This window comes from Bacteroides sp. OM05-10AA, from assembly GCF_003439055.1.
Taxonomy (GTDB): domain Bacteria; phylum Bacteroidota; class Bacteroidia; order Bacteroidales; family Bacteroidaceae; genus Bacteroides; species Bacteroides intestinigallinarum.
The window spans coordinates 1-20,822 of record NZ_QSUR01000018.1 but is presented as its reverse complement, the minus strand read 5'-3'; the positions used below and the strand labels follow the sequence as shown (position 1 = coordinate 20,822).

Here is a 20,822-nt window from a genome sequence, read left to right as displayed (position 1 = left end):
ATTATTAGGTTTTATATAGAATCTAGTTCAGTTTTTGCAATTTCAGTATACATATCGCACAAAGCGTGATAAGCTTTATCAAAAACAGGCATCCAAGCCTCATACTTCTTCACGTTTTCCTGAATCGGCTGCACAGTCTGTTCGATACGGACAAAGCGGTCTATCACAGAGAAGTCTTTAAAGACTCCCGCACCGATACCTGCCAGAATAGCCGCTCCCATCGAAGTTGCCTCTTCCAGATAATTAGGTACACGGATTTCTGCCTGATAGATGTCTGCCATCATCTGGCGCCATACAGGATTCTGCGCACATCCTCCAATCACCGTCACCTGGTCGATGGGAACGTGTTTGCGGAAGATATTGACGATAAATCCCAGATTGAGGGTAATTCCCTCCATCACAGCACGTAGCATATCACCATGTGTATGCCCCAGCGTCAGACCGATAAATGCTCCTTTGGCGTCTACATTCCAACGGGGAGTACGTTCACCAAGCATATAAGGTAGGAATAGGAGTTTATTGGCTCCTATCGAAGAGGAAAGAATCTGTTCGTCAATCAGTTCGAACACGCTACGTCCGAGTTGAGTAGCCAATGCCTGCTCGTGCTGGCAGAGTTGGTTAATCATCCAGTTGTAGGAAGAGCCTGCCGCCTGCATCGTTCCCGACGGATGCAGCATGCCCGGCACTACGTGCGCCCAGTTCATGGTGCGGCGTTGTTCGTCTACAATCGGCTTTTCTACTGTCAGAGCTACCCAGGAAGAAGAACCCAGATAGTTGTATGCGCTACCCGGAGCCACACAGCCGACGCCTACTCCGGCACAACTACCATCGCCTCCACCACAGATTACAGGTGTTCCGGCAAGCAGTCCTGTTTCACGGGCAGCTTCGTTGGTCACTTCACCGATCACGTCGATAGATGAACGGACTTCCGGGAATAGGGAAAGATCGAGTCCGGCAGCTTCTATGATTTCTTCACTCCATTGCCAACGGTTCAGGTCGTATGCATTGGTACCCGAAGCATCCGAGGGATCAGTGGCTAGAGTACCGCAGAGACGGAAATTGATATAATCCTTGGCATTCAACATCTTGGCTGTCTGTGCAAAGATTTCCGGTTCGTGTTTCTTTACCCACATCAATTTCTCAATGGAATAGGAAGCGCTGATTCGGTGTCCCGTGATTTCATAGAAATGAAGCAGGTCTATCTTTTCGGAAAGAATAGTCTCTTCTTCCTGCGAACGCTGGTCGCAATAAAGCATGTGAGGACGAAGCGGATGACCGTTTTTATCCACACAAAGACAACCCATCATTTGTCCGCTAAGTGCCACACCGGCAATATCATTGGGAGATACCAGTTTGAGAAGTGCCTGCGTGGTATCTACAATCGCTTTCCACCAATGGAGCGGATTCTGTTCCGCCCGATTGCCGGAAGCGTAATCTGTAGGGTATGCGGCTGTACGTGAAGCAATCAGTAATCCCGATTCATCGAATAAGGTTGCTTTGTTGCCGCTGGTACCCAAGTCATGTGCTAATATATACATAATCTCTTTTTCTTTTTCAATTAATAGGATCAGAGTGCCGCATTCGTGTATCCGGTAAGTCCGACGAAAATACCACCTACGATACCTCCGAGGATAATCACCAGCCAACGAGGGAAGGCTTCTTTCAGCAGTCCGCTGCGTGTCCCTTTCGGTGCGCAAAGTACGTCGGCCAGAATGAAGCCCATCGCAATCGCCCATCCCATATCTACCCAGGGAGCACTACCCCGATTTCCCTGATGAATCAGGCAGAATTGCATTGGCAGACCGTCGGCGTCATTCAACAGTCCGGTAGAGAAACCAAAGCCGGGCAGTTTGTGATTGACCACCCAAAAAGTACCGATAATAAGAGCAGCTGCCATAAATCCACCTATCGGACCAAAGTCCTTTACTAATTTAGGCCAACTCATCAACACGGTAAAGGTGACGGCAAAAGCTCCGAAAATAGATGTGATGATTCCGGCATGATACATGCCAAAGAATTCATTATAGGTCTGTAACCATTCGCTCATTGTTCTTTCCTCCTTAATTTATCTTCCGGGCACAATCGCACGAACGGATTTTCCATACTAATATTCCTGCCAAGGCACCTCCTATCAGACAACAGATTAAGGTAGGTACTGCATAAAAGAAGTTAGTGATATCGCCTTGAAAGCGGACAATTCCCCAAGCAATTCCGGCAGAGCCGATACACCAGCCCTGATCCAGCCATATTTTTCCCGGAGGATTCAGAATAGCTCCATGATAATGGTTCATATACCACATAATGCCGATAATCAGTGTGGCCGCCAACCAACCTCCCATCAGACCGTATGTCTTCCAAAGTTCCGGCCAAATGCCAAAAGCAAATCCGCCACAGATGGCAGAGCCGGCAAAGGTCGATAGATATTGTTTCATATAATTGATAATGTGTTTTTAGGTTTATAATAGTAGTTCGGGGGTGTTTATTTATTCCAAAGACAACTTAGCCAATGTGAAAGGCTTGTCATGTTTCGTGTTTACCTTATCCGGTCCGGTCACCAAATCGAAGCAGGACACAATCACTTGTCCGTTCCATACGATAGGTTCGCCCGGCTGATCCAGACCTCCGTCGCTTCCGTCGCAGTCAGGGCTTTGAGCAATACGCTGAATTTTTCCGTCTTTATCAATGCGTGCAACTGCATTCGCCGAGAAATCCGCTACCCAGATATTACCTTTATCGTCTATACACATTCCGTCCGTGGTACGCAACTGGGTGGTATCTTTTGCCCATACGTCATTAGTAAGTACATTCCCTTCCACATCCATCTTTATGCGGTGAACAGCGCCGTCACCGAAATTTCCTACAAAGAGGTCGCCCGCTTCGTTGAAAACAATTCCATCCAGTCCGTATTGCACTTCTGGGTTCTTTGTGATAACGGTAGTAATAAGGTTTTTATCTTCTAATGTATTAGTCACTGCCACATCACGGTCATTCATATCAAAGCAATATACCCCGCTGACCAACAATCCCGAAGGATCTTTTATCTGCGATAATGAACTCTGGGTGACGTACAGTTTCCCGTTGCGGATACGCAGACCGTTAGGATGCTCCATACCGGATGCCACGGTGATTGTTTCTTTTAATTGGTCGTTTTCAAACTTCAGACGAAGAACACGTCCTTTATTCTGTGCTTTCTCTGCTCCACTCCAACCTTGATTGTCGCAAATAAACAGATCACCCTCTTCATTAAAGGCAATCCCCATCGGAGAAGCCCAGCCGGTTTCTTCCAATACCGGAACATCCATCCATTTCGTAATCTCGCCATTTTTGGTGATGCGCATCAGACAAGCAGGCTGTGTGATATCTGCAAAATTCGGACAGGCCAGAATCAAATCTCCATTAGGAGCGATAGCCATTCCGTCTGGTGTCGGACAACAATCCGGTAAATTTGCAAACAATTCGCTCTTCTGCGGAAGAGCATTCTCACCACCTTTTTGTTTCGGAGAAGTACATTGAATACAAGTTGCTCCCATCAAAGAAGCTGCCACAAGAGATAGTAAATAATACTTTTTCATGGTTAGATAATACAAATATTTATGTTTATAATATGAGTCCGTTAGTTCGGTACGCAAACATACTGGTATTTATCAGCAAAGAAGGAAAATGACAAATCAATAAAGGACAAAAATTGTTCAAAATGCTATTAAAAGAGCCGGTTTGAGCTGTAAATAGAGAGAAGGAACAAAATATGGAAAGGCTGAAAACAGAATATGAAAGGATTGAAACCCCTTTCATATATACCTTATATTATAAAAGCAGTCGGCACTTACTTCCTATGCAATACTCTACTTTCCCCTCCGTTCATGACTAATTTAGGCTAAAAAGAACATTTTCTCATAAAAAGTTTTTGTAATATCAGAGTTAATCGTATTTTTGTGTACAATTTTGGTGTAGTGATGACAGAAGAAGAAAAAAAGTTATTGAATTCCTTTGAAACGCAACTCCGGCATTTGATTTATTTGCACGATGAACTAAAGCGTGAAAATGCCGAATTGAAAAAGCTTCTCGATAATGAAAAGCTAAAAAACGAGAAGGTACAAGCTCAATACGATGAATTGGAAGTCAGCTATACAAACCTAAAAACAGCTACGGCAATCAGCCTTAACGGCAGCGACGTAAAAGAGACGAAGCTGCGATTGTCAAAATTAGTGCGTGAAGTCGATAAATGCATCGCTTTGTTGAATGAATAAGAAGAAGATGTATGAACGATAAAATAAAGATAAACCTGCAGATAGCAGATTCAAACTATCCGTTAACCATCAACCGTGAGGAAGAGCAAATGGTACGGGAAGCCGCCAAGCAGGTAAATGTCAGGCTTAATAAGTACCGGGAGGTTTATAAGAACCTGGAACCGGAGAAAATTATTGCCATGGTAGCCTATCAGTTCTCGTTAGAGAGACTGCAATTGATGCAACGTAATGATACCAGCCCCTATGTGGAGAAGGTAAAAGAACTGACAGAATTGCTGGAGGATTATTTTAAGGAGGAATAAATCCCGACCGGCTATTCACTGATAAGAGATAAAACAACCACGCACTGCACAATATCCAAGCAAAGATACATGCTTTGATATTTGGCGGTGCGTTTTTATTTATATACTTAAATTAAATGTAGAATGATAGCAATAATAGCAACAGCAATTGCTTGCTTCATCGTAGGAGGAATCCTTTCATATATACTATTCCGGTATGTACTGAAATCCAAATACGATAATGTCCTGAAAGAAGCAGAGACAGAAGCGGAAGTAATTAAGAAAAACAAGCTGCTGGAAGTGAAGGAGAAATTCCTGAATAAAAAAGCAGATCTTGAAAAAGAGGTAGCATTGCGGAATCAGAAGATTCAGCAAGCGGAAAACAAACTGAAACAACGCGAAATGGTTCTTAGCCAGCGTCAGGAAGAAATCCAACGCAAAAAGATGGAAGCCGAAGCGGTAAAAGAGAACCTGGAAGCGCAACTTGTCATTGTTGATAAGAAAAAAGATGAACTCGATAAACTGCAACAGCAGGAAATCGATAAACTGGAAGCAATCTCCGGATTGTCTGCCGAAGAGGCCAAAGAACGCCTGGTAGAATCACTGAAAGAAGAAGCTAAAACACAGGCACAGTCATTCATTAATGACATTATGGATGATGCTAAGTTAACTGCCAGCAAAGAAGCGAAACGTATCGTTATCCAGTCTATCCAACGGGTAGCTACGGAAACTGCCATCGAAAACTCTGTTACGGTATTCCATATTGAATCAGATGAAATCAAAGGACGTATTATCGGACGTGAAGGACGTAACATCCGTGCTTTGGAAGCTGCTACCGGCGTTGAAATCGTTGTTGACGACACTCCGGAAGCTATCGTTCTTTCTGCCTTCGACCCGGTTCGCCGTGAAATTGCCCGTTTGGCACTGCATCAGCTTGTGACCGACGGACGTATCCATCCGGCTCGTATCGAGGAAGTGGTGGCTAAAGTTCGCAAACAGGTGGAAGAAGAAATTATCGAAACCGGTAAACGTACAACCATCGACTTGGGTATCCACGGTCTGCATCCTGAATTGATCCGTATCATCGGTAAGATGAAATATCGTTCTTCTTATGGTCAGAACTTGTTGCAGCATGCACGTGAAACAGCCAATCTTTGTGCTGTGATGGCATCTGAACTGGGATTGAACCCGAAGAAAGCGAAACGTGCAGGTTTGCTGCATGATATCGGTAAAGTGCCTGATGAAGAACCGGAATTGCCGCACGCATTGCTGGGTATGAAACTTGCCGAGAAGTATAAAGAAAAACCGGATATTTGCAACGCTATCGGTGCTCACCACGACGAAACGGAAATGACCAGCTTGCTGGCTCCTATCGTACAGGTATGCGACGCCATCTCCGGTGCACGTCCGGGTGCACGCCGCGAAATCGTAGAGGCTTACATCAAGCGTCTGAACGACCTCGAACAACTGGCTATGGCTTATCCGGGTGTAACAAAGACTTATGCTATCCAGGCAGGGCGCGAACTCCGCGTTATCGTTGGTGCGGATAAGATTGACGACAAGCAGACAGAAAGCCTGTCAGGCGAAATCGCTAAGAAGATCCAGGATGAAATGACTTATCCGGGACAAGTGAAGATTACCGTCATTCGTGAAACACGTGCGGTTAGTTTCGCTAAATAAAGTAACTATTCAAAAGAAGATTCATATAAGGGCGAAGAGATTCGCCCTTTTTTAATACACGACTATGGAAAAGTTTCAAATTGAGATTTGTACGAATTCAGTGGAAAGCTGCCTAGCTGCACAGGAAGGTAGTGCCAACCGCGTGGAATTATGTGCCGGAATACCGGAAGGCGGGACAACCCCTTCCTATGGTGAGATAGCCATCGCAAGAGAAGTACTGACTCATACCCGCCTGCATGTTATCATCCGGCCACGTGGAGGAGATTTTCTTTATTCGGATATGGAAATCAGAACAATGCTGAAAGACATCGAAATCGCACGGAAACTAGGGGCAGACGGAGTTGTATTCGGCTGTCTGACAGCAGACGGCGAAGTAGACTTGACATCGATGCAGATTCTAATGGAAGCCGCCAAAGGGCTGTCAGTCACCTTTCACCGGGCATTCGACGTATGTCGCAATCCTCAAAAGGCATTGGAGGAGATCATAGAGCTGGGATGCAACCGTATTCTGACTTCCGGTCAGCAACCTACGGCTGAACAAGGTATCGGTCTCTTAAAAGAATTGCAGGGACTGGCTGCGGGAAGAATTACGTTACTCGCCGGCTGTGGAGTAAATGAAAATAATATTGCGCGGATTGCGGCAGGAACCGGAATCAATGAGTTTCATTTTTCGGCACACGAAAGTATTCAAAGTGAAATGAAATTCAGAAATGAAGTTGTCTCAATGGGAGGAACAGTACATATCAACGAGTACGAACGAAATGTGACTTCCGTGCGAAGAGTCAAAGAAACAGTGGAGGCTTTATATAAAGGAATGTAAATTATCGCCTGTCTACTATATACTAAGAAATGGTGAACATACAGCTTTAAGCCTTTTGTTCACCATTTCTATTTTGCATTACCACCAGCGGTATCAAGAAAAACTGCTATACCTTTATTTATAAATAAGGAATCACCGTAATATAAATACCTGTAATAATAGCCGAAGTAATTACTCCCGAGATATTAGCTCCCAAGGCATCTCCCAAGACGAATGAGTCCGGATTATCTTTGCTTACAATCTTTTGTGCAACCTTTGCGGTAGTCGGCACACAGCTAACAGCCGCAATACCGATGACCGGATTGTAATTACCCCGTTTAATAATATACATGATATATCCTCCGATTATTCCTCCGATACCGGAAAGTAATAATGCTACAATGCCTAATACTAATAGTTTCAATATCTTAGGATCGAGCAGCAGATGTGCATCACAAAGTACACCCAGCAACACGCCCAACATAAAAGTCGATCCATAAAGCAGCGGACCACTCACAAAATCATAAATATGTTTCATACCCGACTCACGAACAGCAACCCCCAAGAACAAAGAGAAGAACAAAGGAGAAGCTACCGGGAATAAGAAACAGAGAATAGCACAAAGAACAGCAGAGAAAGCCAGTTTCACTTTGGCATCGTAATTCTTCGGAGCTTTCTTTGTCACCATCTTAATAGCACGGAAACGTTTGGGAACCAGCAGCTTCACAAGGTAAGGATAGCCTCCATAAGTCAATCCTAAATAAAGATAGGCAACCACCGTAATAGGCACAAACAAATGCTTTGCCAATGCCAGTGAAGTAAACAATACCATCGGTCCGTCTGCTCCACCTACCATAGCCACTGATGCACTTTCTTTGAGAGTCAGGCCGAGAGCAGAAGCAATAGGAACTGTCAGGAAAGTGCCCAGTTCTGCGCACAGAGCAAGGAATATACTTGCAAATGGTTTCTGAAGCAGGAATCCAACATCCAAAAGTGCCCCGATACCCATAAAGACAAAGCAGGCTATGAGCCCATTACTAAACGTCAGAGTGTAAACAGGTTGCAGGAAATCTATCTGCATGGTATTCATTAATTGATCCGTATCTGAAAGCATCGGATCAAGAAAGAGGTTACCCAGTGTACCGTCGGGCATCATCAGTGTTCCACAGTTGATAGCTACCATTCCCAGTCCCATAGGGATCATCACCATAGGTTCGAGAATACCTTTCCAACCTAAATAGATCAGTAACAGACCGAGTAGTGCCAAAAAAACTCTTGCAGAAGCAAGTACCCATCCGCTTGCCATCATTGTACCAATACCTTGAAATAAGGTAGCAAAATCTATATTTTCCATAAATTAGTTTCCTTTTATTGTTTGTTGTTAGTAAGTTTCTTTGAGTTCTTCTTATTGACATGTGCCTGCTCTTCTTCCCGCAGAAAGAATTCACGAGTATCCTGTGAATAATAGTAATTCATTAAATTATTTTCCGAAGCTCCCGGACTCACGCCATGATAATAGCCAGCGTAACCGGTGAAGTTCCTGTCAATCCCCTTACTGTAGTCTTCACGAGAATCACCTAAAGCATCTTCATCTGCAATAGGTATCTGCCGGACTAATCTTTCCACCTTCTGCCGATGCTGCCGCCAGCGTCGTAACCGGAGTAGCTCCAAACGGTGGGAACTATAAAAATCAAATGAATCAGCCGCATAAGCAATCAACTTAATGACCGCAGCGACAAAAAAACCGATGAGGAAAGTAAGCCCCATCATCGCAAGAGTAGACAGTAATAAATGAATCATAGTAATATAAAAATTAGGTTGTACAATCATATTCAAAATAAAGAAGAGGCGCCCAATGGTGAAACCATTATAAAATTTAGACACACATGAAAGTTAATCCCATTGGGCATTCCTCATCACCATATAAAAACAATCGGCGGATATTATTTGCCTGAAATCACTTCGGTATATATCCTTGCTTTTATACGACGTAACTCCCGTTTCACAACGGAAAACACAATATTTTAATCCTTGAATACCTTATCATTAGTATTCAGGAGGTATATCATTCAACTGGGCTTTGGTAAATACGGGACCGTCTTTGCAGACATACAACTTCCCGACATTACACCGTCCACATTTTCCAACACCACATTTCATCCGGTTCTCCAGGGTGGTATAAATATTCTCATCGGCAAAGCCTAACTTCTCCAATACAGGAAAAGTGAACTTTATCATCACAGGAGGTCCGCAAACTATTGCCACAGTATCTGCACTGGCAGGTGCAGCAGCCTCAAGCACCGAAGGTACAAAACCGACTTTTCCTGTCCAGTCGGGAGTCTCCCCCCCGGGATCAACCGTAGTTATCAGATTGACATCCGGACGGTTTTCCCATTCTTTCAGCTCTTCTTTATATACCAGGTCGTTAACAGACTTGGCTCCGTAAACAATCGTTATATCTTTAAAATCTTCCCGCCTGTCCAATGCATTCCAGATGACGCAACGCATCGGCGGAAGCGCTATACCACCTGCAACGAACAACAGATTCTTTCCTTTCCACTCGTCCAACGGAAATGTGTTTCCGAAAGGTCCTCGAAAACCAACGGTAGCTCCTTCTTCCAGTTTGGCAAGTCCGGTAGTCACCCGTCCTGCCTGACGGAATGTACACTCGATATATCCTTTACGAGTAGGCGACGAAGCAATACAGAAAGTTGACTCTCCTTCACCAAACGCAGAGTATTCACCGAACTGTCCGGCTTTGAAGTGGAAGGCTTCTCCTTCCTTCTCGTCTTTAAATCTTAACCGTAAAGTCTTCACTCCCGGAGCTTCATGGGTTATCTTCTCAATCACCATCAGGTGCGGAAGATATATATTCGACTGCTCATTCATGGCTTGATATCGATATTAAGTGTTCAAGTATATTCATATCTACCGGGCAGGCACGCGAACAACGTCCGCATCCGGTACAACCGGTTTCCTGTATCCGTTCAGGCATATAGGAGAACTTATGCAAAATGCGCTGACGCCAACGGGCGCTTTGCGTCGGACGCGGATTATGTCCGGACGTATGAAGGGTAAATAGCGAAAAGCCGCAAGAATCCCAACAACGGACACGATGACCGGACGAACCTTTGGCATCTTCCTGAATATCAAAACAGGCACAAGTTGGACAAACATAAGCGCATGCGCCACATCCCAAACAGCGTTCGGACTGTTGTTTCCAAACAGGACTGTCGAATGCTCCCGCCAACTTCTCACGTACATTATCAACATTGAAACGGGTGGGAACGGATGCCAGATATTCTTCCTTATCTATTTCTTCGGCAGGTGTATATTCTTTCACAAAGAATTTAACCAATGCTTTGCCTTTTGCCGTCAAGACTTCCACCAATGCACTCTGATCCGGCAACTCCGTAATCTGAATATCACTGCCGGCAGTATTACCGGGGCCCCCGTGAACGGAAGTACAGAAACATGATTCATCGCATTGTGCACAACTGAAGCTGATTAATGTCATTTTCTCCCGCCGGGCATTGTATAGTTTATCTTTATAATCCCAATTAAAAATACCGGAAAGGGGTGCAAACCCTGCTGCATCACAAGGACGGATTTTCCAGAGAATCGTTTCGGGAATTGCATTAATATCCGCTTCCTGCAAAGTAGCTTCTTTCCCGTCTTTCTGATAAGAGAACAGCACTTCTGTTTTCGGGAACGCAAAGCGTTTAGCCGACTGGGTAGTCTGCACATAGTCCGTCGCTACCTCATCGTAAGAAGTCACTCTTTTGAAGTCTACTTTATCTCCTGAATGCACAGGAGCAAAAATATGCATTTCCTTTTTCACCATCTGGTGAAACCATTCTTGCAGACTGCTTTTACTGATATGTAGATTTTCCATTACTTTCTTTTAATGTATAAAGTTCTCTTTATCTTCTGCCTTGAAGGTAGAAAGTACATTTCCCGCAGGATTGATAGCACCGGGAGCAACCCCGAACTCGCCCTGAATGTCTTCCATCATACTTTGTGTCATCAAATGAAGAGGAATACCCACCGGACAGGCTTGCTTACAAGCGCCACAACCGATACAACGTCCTGCCATGTGCATCACGCGGTTAATCTGCCACTCCATATTTGTCAGCGGAGCAGACCAGGGTTGTACCCACTGCGGACAATTGACCTCCACAATACATCGGCTGCAATAACACAACGGACAGGCAGCCCGGCAAGCATAGCATTTGATGCATTTCGACATTTCCTCCATCCAATATTTCCACCGCTCTTCACGACTCATCTTTTTCAGACGATCAATCAGTTGGAGATTCTCCTCACTAATAGTCAAGGGAAAGTCTGCCAGATATGTTTTTATTTCATCGAATCCTTTAAACTGGATAACTTCTCCATGTCCGTCAACGGTCAATACCAGAAGATTATCTTCTTTCAACTGGTTTTCGAATGCCAATTGAACAATCGTCCGTAATGCCGGAACCGTAGCTGTTATAGCCACTTTGCCTGTTCCTGTTAATTCCCGTTTTGTCAGATAAACTGCAATATTATTCGTGCAACGGTCGTCCAGTATCAGTCTGTCGGCATTTTCTGCCTGCCGGCAAAAGAGAGGACGTGTTCCATGATTTCCTTCTTCATAGCCTATCACAAGATTCACTTCTCCTTCTTGTAACAAAGCAACTGCTTTTTCTGTCAGTTTACTCATAGATAGCCTCCTTTTCCAAATAGTCCGAAGCTTTCTGATACTCCAGATAAGGTCCCAGTTCACGGATTCCGGCAACTGTCTCATTCACCAGATCAGCCCACTTGGCTCCCTCTGCCGCCGACACCCATGAATAACGGATACGACGTACATCAATACCCAGGAAGTCGAGCAGTCCGCGGAATACAATCCAACGACGACGTGCGTGGAAGTTTCCGGATGTATAATGACAGTCATTCGGATGACAACCCGAAACGATAATTCCATCAGCACCTCCGGCAAAGGCTTTCAACAGTAACATAAAGTCAATTCTTCCTGTACAGGGGAAGCGGACAATTTCTACATTAGTCGCATACTTCAACCTGCTCGTACCTGTCAGGTCTGCCCCGGCATACGTGCACCAATTACAGACAAAAGCTACAATGCGCGGTTCAAATTCCTGATTATTCTCGATCTTATTTTCGTTCATAGCTTACTCTCTTTTTAATGGTTCAGCAATGCCATCACTTCGGCATAGACCTGTTCATTGGAATATCCCTGTATATCAATAGATTTGGAACGGCAGAAAGCAACACAGGTACCACAACCCTGACAAAGTCCGGGATTTACTTTAGCAACTGTCTTTATTACATTTCCATTCCTGTCTTTTATTTCTTCACGTTCGATAGCCTGATAAGGACAAGCTGTCTGACACATGAAACATCCTACGCAAGTACTGAATAACGGAGGAGCAGTACGATTGACAACGGCTATCAACGGCTCGCGAACCAGATTTGCCTGTGAAAACAATCCTGCTACTTTCACAGCGGCTCCCGAAGCCATTCCCACTGTTTCGGGAATATCTTTCGGCGCCTGACAAGCTCCTGCCAGATAGATTCCGGCTGTATTCGTTTCCACCGGTTTCAGTTTGGGGTGAGATTCGGCAAAGAACTGATAAGGGTCATAAGAAATGTGCATCTTCTGCGCCAGTTCTTCCGCTCCCTTGTTGGCAACTCCCGCTGTGGCAAGCACTACCATGTCAGCTTCTATCTCAACAGGTGATGCTCCCAACAGGGTGTCTACTCCTTTAACAATCAATTTACCGTTCTTCTCATATATACGGGCGACGCGACCACGGACGTAATTCACTCCATCCTCTTCAATGGCACGACGCACAAATTCTTCATAATTCTTTCCTCCGGCACGAATATCCATGTAGAACACGTACGATTCGCCACCATGTACCTTGTGCTGATAAAGCATCGCATGTTTGGCTGTGTACATACAGCATATCTTAGAGCAATAAGGAATTCCTTTGGCCGGATCACGGGAACCGGCACAGGCTACAAATACAATCTTTTGAGGAATCTGTCCGTCAGACGGACGGCGAATCTCTCCGAATGTAGGACCGGAAGCCGATGCCAGACGCTCAAACTGCAATCCGGTAATGACATCTTTGTATTTTCCATATCCATATTCGGGGAAAAAGTCTGTATTCAACACATTGAATCCTGTAGTTACTACAATCGCTCCGACTTCTTCGGTGATAATACGGTCCTCTTGTCCGAAACGGATAGCCCCCGTAGGACATAGCTTTTCACAGACTCCGCATTTACCATTGCGATAATGGGTACAATGTTCTTTATCAATCACCGGTTTATTGGGCACTGCTTGCGGAAAAGGAACATAAATAGCTGTACGCATTCCCAAACCGGCATTAAATTCGCTCGGTATCTTTTTGTTAGGACATTTAGTCGTACAAAGTCCGCAACCGGTACATAATTTCTCATCAATGCTCTTCGCTTTCAGGCGTATACTAGCTTTAAAATTACCAATAAATCCTTCCACATGCTCCAGTTCGGCATACGTATAAAGAGTGATATTCGGATGCTGCGCTACTTCCACCATTCGGGGAGTAAGAATACACTGCGAACAGTCTAATGTAGGAAAAGTTTCCGAAAGTTGTGACATGTGTCCGCCGATGGACGGTTCTTTCTCTACCAGAATGACCTGATGTCCGCAATTGGCGATGTCCAGACTTGCCTGAATTCCGGCAATTCCTCCTCCAATCACCAGTGCTTTTTTGGTGATAGGAACCTGAATGGGAACCAAAGGATGATTCCGCTTTACCTTTTCAACCAGACTTTTGACAATATCGACAGCCTTACGGGTAGTTGCCTCCCCTTTCTCATGTACCCAAGAGCAATGCTCACGAATATTAGCTATCTCGCACAGATAAGGATTCAATCCGGCTTCCGCACATGCTCTCCGAAAGGTAGGTTCATGCATTCGCGGAGAACAGGCAGCAACGACAACGCCATCCAATCCATATTCTTTAATGGCGTTCTTAATCAATGTCTGTCCCGGATCGGAACACATATATTTATAATCGATGGCATAGGCAACGCCTTCCATTTCTTTTGCCGCCTCGGCCACTTTTTCGCAGTCGACAGTTGCACTGATATTTTCACCGCAATGGCAGATAAAAACTCCTATTTTAGACATACTTCCGCCTCCTTCAAATTTACAGCTACAAAATGACGTCCCAGTCCCAATTCCTTGGGAGTCAGTCCGACAGCCAGTCCGATAGCCTGTGTGATATAAAGAACCGGTATGGTAACAGGTTTTGCCAGATAGTGGTTGATAGCAGGGCGACGCATATCCAAATTAGAATGACACATCGGACAAGCCACAATCACGGCTTCCGCTCCCCGGTCGTCAGCATCTTTCAGTATATTTCCCGAGAGACGTCCTACAAGGTCTGTGCGAGAAACGGACAAGCCCGCACCGCAACACTCCGTTTTGAAAGCCCAGTCAATAGGAGTGGCACCAATCAGAGACATGATTTTGTCCATGCTTTGCGGATCTTCCAAACGGTCGAAGTTTAATATTTTATGGGGACGCACCAGCAAGCAGCCATAGTAACAAGCCACTTGATGAGCAAAAGGACGTACTATCTTCTCTTTTAATGCATCCAGCATATATTTCTCTATCATCTGGATGACATTCAATATTTTCACATTACCGAGGTAGCGCATTCCAACTGTAGTCAGTATTTCATCCTTCAATGCTTCATTGTGCATTAATTCGTATTGAGCAACACTCAAACGATTGTAACAGGAAGCGCAGGGGACAACGATTTCTTGAAATCCCTGTTGTTCTGCCAAAGCCAACACACGGGTAGGTAAGGCAAGAGACAATTGTTTGCTCATGGAGTGAGCAGCCGTTGCACCGCAACAGTTCCAGTCTTTCAACTCGATCAGTTCGAGTCCCATCGCCTGTGCCAGTGCTTTGACTGATTCATTATATTCACGAGAAGTTCCGTTTAGCGAACATCCCGGATAGAAACCGATTCTCATAGCTACTTTTGAGTCTTTTCAATGGTTTGTGCAAATATCTTTTTGATCTTATTCTCATCTTTTACCCGTTCCGGAAGGAGGTTGAGCTTCCCTTTGACGAACATAACAGGAGCCACATTCAAATCCTGTGTCAGACGTAAAGTGCGGGCTTTAAAACCTGCAACCAATCCCACTTCGTAGAGTCTTCCTGTTCTTTTCACTGATTCGAGAAAAGCGGAATGGAAAGCTACAACAGGGCGTGACTCTTTACTAATGCATCCTTCTTTCCGGGATTTCTCACGCAGGTAGTCCATCACTTCAGGAATGTTTATTTCTTTGGGACACCGGGCAATACAGTTTTCGCAATTCAAGCAAATCCAAATGGCGTTGGAACTTAACACGCGACGGTCATTTTGAGCATTTTTTGTCTGTAACAACCGGAGAATATAGCTGGGAGCATAATCCATCTCCTCTGATAACACACATCCGGCCGTACATTTGCCACACTGGTAGCAATAAGACACATCAATACCCGTCTTTTGTTCCAAGTCATAGGAAATACATTCTTTGTTTTCCATGTTGACATGAATAAAATAGATAATAATAAAAATAAAGGAAAGAGTGGCAGAGAGGTATCAGAATAAGACACACCTCACCCAACCAAAAGAAAAGAATATTGTCTAAATGAGAATATGCGCCAATGTGTAGACGTAGTACTTACACGAATATTTAGTGTAATTGACATCAAGATCGGTATGACCCAAACGGTTTTCCGGAAGCAGAACATTCAGAGAGCTCAATATCTGTATAATCACAGTATTTGTATTGAACTTCAAGTTCTTGAAAGGAACAATGCTTCTCGGAAAAGAGATATTATCAAAAATACAGTCACTGACTTTACAATTAGATGTCTCGTCAACAAACTGCGAATGCGATACTTTACTTGACTTATTGAGGTCGGCAGAAGAGATGCGACAAGATGACTCTGCCGTATATTGCATACAATTAGATGAGATTTCAGTTTCTTTCTGAAATCCCTGCAATTCTTTATCGGAAACATTGCTAAGTCCCAACACCAGAAATGCGCATGCTAATATGCAAAAAATATACTTAGTCATAATTTGCTGCAAACGTAATCATTCTTTTTCGAAAAAAGCACATCAAGAGCAATAATTAACGATTATTCATACTGATTTTTTCTTATAATCCATGTACAACTTTCATCAATTGCTCACCTAAACCGATCGTATATCCTTGAGAGACAAAGACTACCCTATTGAATGTGTCGGCAATAATAAAGACTGGCAGAATGGAGTTATTCAAATTCATAGCCTGCACAATTCCTTTCCGAATGCTATCATCAGTATCAATACCGTAAGTAATAGTAGACGGAAGTCCCTTGAATTCGGCAGCATTAAATTTCTTGTATTGTTCTTCCGAAGGAAAAAGAAAGACCATTTTGCGTCCCCACTGTTCGAAGTCATTGCCCAGAGCGGCTATGTCTTTTAACGCATGATTGGTAGGCTCCTGCCCTGCTCCGAGAACAGCCACTACAAAATAACCACGTCCACAGGTTTGCAAAATACTTTGTCGTGCCAAAGGCATCACTTTCTCTCCTATTCGTTCCACCGGCGTAAAAAGCGATTCGGAATTGAAATTACCGATAACAGCAACCTTTTCTCCGGATTCACGCAAATGATAGGGTACTTTTGTCGCTACAGGTTTGAATTCATCTTTCTGTGCAGGCAATACAAAAGAAGAAATTCTCGCCAACACACCTCCATCGGCAAGTCTCGTACCGGTAACCAACAAGTAATATCCGGCATCCAATACCCCCATATTTCTCAATCTGGGATCTTGTTCTTCATAACTAATCAATTCCGGTCTGCCCTCCTGCAACCTGGAAATGGTAAACTTACTATAATACTTAACTCTCTTATCATCACGAGCAATTGCCTTATCACCTTCATAAAAATGATAAATCCCCCTGGATGCCTCCACTGCTTCTTGTTTATCGAAATCAACCTCCATGAATTCGCTTCCCCACCTGTTTTCAGGCCAACTTACATATCTTACACGCCCGTCTGTACTCCTTATATCAGCACCGATATTCATACTACGCGCCAATGCTACGAAAAACAGATCCCGTGAATATGAATCCGCCACCTTCGCACGCCAAACCCCTTCCGGAGAAATAGGGATACGCTGGAAGTTATTTTCTTCATCAATCGTAATATTACGGTTCACCCATTCAACTAAAGCTTGCGGGCGAGTCCGGAAAGTATCCATTTCCGCTTCAGAGAACTTAGACTGAAAGAAAGATTTATAAGGTGTCAATGCCTCCGTTGAAGCACGGGGAGCAAGAATGTCATAAACATATTCAGTCGAAGCATCCATGCAGTGAAAGGGCGGTATGACACAGTCATACAAATAGGTATCAACATCTTTCGTATTCAACAAATGATCGATCAACACTTCATAACGCACATCACGAAGATCTTTTTTAGTAAGTATGGACAATAAAGCCGCACCTTTCATCAATTTTCCCTGTCGGTCTGCCTCATTCAGAAAACGAACCAATACATCATGATTCCCTCTTGAATCCAACAAGAAAGAAGCCAGTGCCTTCCCGGCAAACGAACTTAATTTTCCTTTCAAACAGGATACAATAGAATCAGCTTGTTCCGCAGTTGGGAAAGTAGCGACATAAGCATTACGAATCGAATCCTCCTGCATCATTCTCCGATCATTCTCTGCCCGTTGCTCCGGCGTTACTTCCGGCAAAACAGGATTCTCAACGGGAGGAACGATATCAATATCTTCTTCAAAAATATCTCCTTCCTTTTTATCAAGTGTCAATGTCAATTCCGGTTGCTTGTCGAAAGATAGCTTGGAAAAGCCGAATGTTCCCTTATCGGAAGCCCATACCAGCATATCTCCCTTACCGGCTGTTAATGATACTTGACCATTGGCATCAGTGTATTTAGTAGCAACTGTATAAAACTCCGCATAGTTATATACTTTAAAATCCACTCTTGCTCCGGCAACAGGTTGTCCATTCTTATCTCTCACCGTCACCGATGCTTTTGCAGTCGGAGCATAATTCTCCGTTACATTGATTTCCGTATAATTCGGTGTCTCAAGCATCATTTCCTCCGGACCGTCATAACGCCCGAAGACCTTCGTATGCATCAACATTCCCCGACTGGCAGGAGCATTGAACCATCCCAGATTCAAAACCGGCTCCGGCTCACAGGCACCGAAGAAATACCAATGTCCGTCCGCCCATGCTTCCACCCAAGCATGATTATCATCCGTATGCGCCCAACGAGGCGTATACACCTGACGTGCCGGAATACCAACCGACCGGAGAGCAGCCACCGCAAATGTAGACTCTTCACCACAACGCCCATAAGCCGTCTTGACGGACGCTAATGGTGAGCTGGTACGCGCATCACTCGGACGATAGACTACTTTCTCATGACACCAGTGATTCACCTCTAATATAGCCTCTTTCATCGGCAGCCCCTTCACCCTGTCTTTCAGCTCGCCATAAAACACACGACGGGAATCGTCCAGATTCTCGTTATTCACCCGGATCGGCAGAACAAAATGACGGAACACTTCATCGGGAATCTCTTTTCCCCAAGGCATCTCGCCACGCGTCTGCTTCGACAGCCGTACATTCTCCAGATAATAATCTCCCGGATAGTCCGTCACATCTCCTATCGGCATATAAGCATAGAGAAACATCAATGCTTCGCGCTCATAGACCGACAAAACAGAATCGGCAAAGATCGCAAATAAATCTCCATGAGGGAGTGCCTGTTTTTTCAGTTCAAAGTCTTGAATCACTTGATTCCGGTAGGCTTCTTCTTTGAGAAAGTGAGCATTGTTACAAGCAAACAGCACAATTGACAAAATCAGGACGCACAAAAGATGGGTGAATGTTTTCATACGAGTGTTTGGTTTATTCTAATAATAAGGTTGCTGACTGACAAAAATACAAGAATATTTTCTGAAAGCCTAGATAAGTACATAAAAATGTGATAAATAAGAATAATATTGTCATCGACGGAGAATTACGGGCATTTTGTAACAGGTTTGTAACATGGACCGTGTTCGAACCCTTATAAAAAGAAAATTCAAAAGAAAAAGAAGATTTTTATGTTTTACAGCATATAATTCAAAAACAATTCGTATCTTTGCAGTGTTATTAGAGAAAACAAGATGTAAAACCGCTCTTCAAAACGTGGAGGGCAAAAAAAGAGGAAACAAATTATGAAAAAGAATGCAAATGAAAAAATTATGATGTTACAGTACCGTATTAAACGCTATCAAGCAATGGGAAATGGTGCTATGTGTCAGACCTTGAACGGTAAACTACAAAAACTGCTGTCACAGCAGGTTGCCATGTAAATAAGCACACTAATTATAATAAATAGAGCGAGGAACTTTCGAGTATCCTCGCTTTTTTTTATACATTTGCAGAAGAAAGATAATAAAACACATTATGAAAAAGCTATTTATGTCGGTTGCGCTGCTTTTATTGGCCGTAACCTCTTTTGCACAAACACCCGGTTATGAATTCACAACCGTTGTATCTCACAAAGCAACACCTGTTAAAGATCAGGGTTCCACAGGAACCTGCTGGTGCTTTGCCACTGCTTCTTTTATGGAGTCGGAACTGCTCCGTATGGGAAAAGGAGAATATGATCTCTCGGAAATGTTTATCGTCCGTCAGAAGTACATGAATCAGATCGAAGATAATTATCTGCGTCGTGGTAAAGGAAGCATTGGGGAAGGAAGTTTGGCGCACACTTTCAAAAACGCTTATAAGAAAGCGGGAATCGTTCCGGAAGAAGTATACACCGGATTGCTAAACGACAGCAAAGATCATAACCACGGAGCACTGTCACGCTACCTCAAAGCATTGGTGGATGCAAATATTGCTTCTAAAAAGCGTACTCCGGAATATGATGCGCTCATCAACAATCTGTTCGATATTTATTTGGGCAAGCTTCCTGAAAAGTTTACTTATAAAGGAAAGGAATATACGCCTCAATCTTTCACTGAAAGTTTGGGATTGAACATGGATGATTATATCGAGCTGACCAGTTTCACTCATAAACCTTATTATGAAACCTTCTCACCTGAAGTGCCCGACAACTGGGAGAATCAACCGATGTATAATCTTCCGCTGGACGAACTAATCGGGGCTATCGACTATGCATTGAACAAGGGATATACCGTATGCTGGGATGGTGACGTCAGCGAACAGGGTTTCTCTTTCAAAAACGGAATCGCCATCAATCCGCAAGTAGAGGATGTGAAAGATTACTCAACTACTGATCGTGCCCGTTTTGAAGCTATGCCTAAATATCAGCGTATGGATGAAGTTTTCAAGTTCGAGCATCCTTATCCGGAAATCAATGTAACACCGGAAATCCGCCAGGATGGTTACGAGAAGTTTGTAACAACCGATGACCACCTGATGCACATCACCGGCATTGTAAAAGACCAGAATGGTACTAAATATTACATTACCAAGAATTCCTGGGGAGCAGAAAGCAACAAGTCCGGAGGTTATCTGAATATGTCTGAAAGTTATGTACGTGCCAAAACTATTTGTGTCATGGTACATAAAGATTCTCTGTCAAAGGAATTGAAGAAGAAACTCGGAATCCAATAAGCCGCATGGTATCACTCCAAGCGGGACGTGATTGTTCCATAGATCCTTTTATCTATATAACAATCGAGTAGGAGGAAAACGAAGTAGTTTTCTTCCTACTTTCG

General features: G+C 43.9%; 20 protein-coding genes. 5 read left to right on the top strand and 15 right to left on the bottom strand.

From position 1 onward, the window contains the following. Positions 1–11: 11 nt before the first annotated feature. From xylB to DXB58_RS14865, 4 genes are read right to left on the bottom strand one after another with little or no spacing between them, the layout of a single operon-like run. Positions 12–1,538, bottom strand: a complete 1,527-nt coding sequence (gene xylB, locus DXB58_RS14880; protein ID WP_122137373.1) for a xylulokinase — start codon at positions 1,536–1,538, stop codon at positions 12–14. A 29-nt stretch (positions 1,539–1,567) separates the two neighbouring features. Further along, the gene (locus tag DXB58_RS14875) at positions 1,568–2,047 is read right to left on the bottom strand and encodes a hypothetical protein (RefSeq protein ID WP_122137372.1); all 480 of its coding nucleotides are present in this window, start codon (positions 2,045–2,047) and stop codon (positions 1,568–1,570) included. A 13-nt stretch (positions 2,048–2,060) separates the two neighbouring features. Continuing rightward, the gene (locus DXB58_RS14870) at positions 2,061–2,432 is read right to left on the bottom strand and encodes a hypothetical protein (protein WP_004325051.1); all 372 of its coding nucleotides are present in this window, start codon (positions 2,430–2,432) and stop codon (positions 2,061–2,063) included. Positions 2,433–2,483: 51 nt separating this feature from the next. After that, a complete protein-coding gene (locus tag DXB58_RS14865; protein ID WP_122137371.1) occupies positions 2,484–3,572 on the bottom strand; it encodes an SMP-30/gluconolactonase/LRE family protein in 1,089 nt (362 codons plus the stop codon). Positions 3,573–3,953: 381 nt separating this feature from the next. On the opposite strand from DXB58_RS14865, the gene DXB58_RS14855 reads away from it, so the two are divergent. From DXB58_RS14855 to DXB58_RS14840, 4 genes are all read left to right on the top strand, one after another. Then, positions 3,954–4,247, top strand: coding sequence for a hypothetical protein (locus tag DXB58_RS14855; RefSeq protein ID WP_004301932.1), 294 nt, complete (start codon positions 3,954–3,956; stop codon positions 4,245–4,247). An 11-nt stretch (positions 4,248–4,258) separates the two neighbouring features. After that, positions 4,259–4,549, top strand: coding sequence for a cell division protein ZapA (locus DXB58_RS14850; protein WP_004301931.1), 291 nt, complete (start codon positions 4,259–4,261; stop codon positions 4,547–4,549). A 123-nt stretch (positions 4,550–4,672) separates the two neighbouring features. Further along, positions 4,673–6,208, top strand: coding sequence for a ribonuclease Y (rny, locus tag DXB58_RS14845; protein ID WP_004301930.1), 1,536 nt, complete (start codon positions 4,673–4,675; stop codon positions 6,206–6,208). Between the two features lie 64 nt (positions 6,209–6,272). Continuing rightward, positions 6,273–7,028 carry a copper homeostasis protein CutC gene (locus DXB58_RS14840; protein ID WP_122137370.1) on the top strand — a complete coding sequence of 252 codons (756 nt, stop codon included), beginning with the start codon at positions 6,273–6,275 and terminating at the stop codon, positions 7,026–7,028. A 118-nt stretch (positions 7,029–7,146) separates the two neighbouring features. Here the strand turns inward: DXB58_RS14840 and DXB58_RS14835 are convergent, their stop codons facing one another. The 11 genes from DXB58_RS14835 to DXB58_RS14785 form a co-directional block, all read right to left on the bottom strand. Continuing rightward, positions 7,147–8,361, bottom strand: coding sequence for a sodium ion-translocating decarboxylase subunit beta (locus tag DXB58_RS14835; RefSeq protein WP_004301928.1), 1,215 nt, complete (start codon positions 8,359–8,361; stop codon positions 7,147–7,149). Between the two features lie 14 nt (positions 8,362–8,375). Next, positions 8,376–8,807, bottom strand: a complete 432-nt coding sequence (locus DXB58_RS14830) for a hypothetical protein (RefSeq protein ID WP_009000610.1) — start codon at positions 8,805–8,807, stop codon at positions 8,376–8,378. 246 nt (positions 8,808–9,053) lie between these two features. Then, positions 9,054–9,896, bottom strand: a complete 843-nt coding sequence (locus DXB58_RS14825; RefSeq protein ID WP_122137369.1) for an FAD/NAD(P)-binding protein — start codon at positions 9,894–9,896, stop codon at positions 9,054–9,056. After that, positions 9,889–10,902, bottom strand: a complete 1,014-nt coding sequence (locus tag DXB58_RS14820) for a 4Fe-4S dicluster domain-containing protein (RefSeq protein WP_122137368.1) — start codon at positions 10,900–10,902, stop codon at positions 9,889–9,891. Before DXB58_RS14820 ends, DXB58_RS14825 begins: the two co-directional genes overlap by 8 nt. A gap of 9 nt (positions 10,903–10,911) precedes the next feature. Continuing rightward, positions 10,912–11,712 carry a 4Fe-4S binding protein gene (locus DXB58_RS14815; protein WP_117936606.1) on the bottom strand — a complete coding sequence of 267 codons (801 nt, stop codon included), beginning with the start codon at positions 11,710–11,712 and terminating at the stop codon, positions 10,912–10,914. Next, positions 11,705–12,178: a hydrogenase iron-sulfur subunit gene (locus DXB58_RS14810; RefSeq protein WP_004301922.1), complete on the bottom strand. Its 474-nt coding sequence runs from the start codon at positions 12,176–12,178 to the stop codon at positions 11,705–11,707. The genes DXB58_RS14815 and DXB58_RS14810 overlap by 8 nt, the downstream gene beginning before the upstream one ends. Before the next feature lie 14 nt (positions 12,179–12,192). Next, positions 12,193–14,193 (bottom strand): CoB--CoM heterodisulfide reductase iron-sulfur subunit A family protein, encoded by a 2,001-nt coding sequence (locus DXB58_RS14805; RefSeq protein WP_004301921.1) that lies wholly within the window; start codon positions 14,191–14,193, stop codon positions 12,193–12,195. Next, the gene (locus DXB58_RS14800) at positions 14,181–15,047 is read right to left on the bottom strand and encodes a CoB--CoM heterodisulfide reductase iron-sulfur subunit B family protein (protein WP_032853828.1); all 867 of its coding nucleotides are present in this window, start codon (positions 15,045–15,047) and stop codon (positions 14,181–14,183) included. Before DXB58_RS14800 ends, DXB58_RS14805 begins: the two co-directional genes overlap by 13 nt. A gap of 2 nt (positions 15,048–15,049) precedes the next feature. Then, complete coding sequence (locus tag DXB58_RS14795) at positions 15,050–15,604, bottom strand: 4Fe-4S dicluster domain-containing protein (RefSeq protein WP_004301919.1); 555 nt, start codon at positions 15,602–15,604, stop codon at positions 15,050–15,052. A 102-nt stretch (positions 15,605–15,706) separates the two neighbouring features. After that, positions 15,707–16,144, bottom strand: a complete 438-nt coding sequence (locus DXB58_RS14790) for a hypothetical protein (protein WP_009000607.1) — start codon at positions 16,142–16,144, stop codon at positions 15,707–15,709. 82 nt (positions 16,145–16,226) lie between these two features. Continuing rightward, positions 16,227–18,983 carry a transglutaminase domain-containing protein gene (locus DXB58_RS14785; RefSeq protein WP_122137367.1) on the bottom strand — a complete coding sequence of 919 codons (2,757 nt, stop codon included), beginning with the start codon at positions 18,981–18,983 and terminating at the stop codon, positions 16,227–16,229. A 556-nt stretch (positions 18,984–19,539) separates the two neighbouring features. Between DXB58_RS14785 and DXB58_RS14780 the strand changes: the two genes are divergently transcribed. After that, positions 19,540–20,718 (top strand): aminopeptidase C, encoded by a 1,179-nt coding sequence (locus DXB58_RS14780; protein WP_009000605.1) that lies wholly within the window; start codon positions 19,540–19,542, stop codon positions 20,716–20,718. Positions 20,719–20,822: the final 104 nt, after the last annotated feature.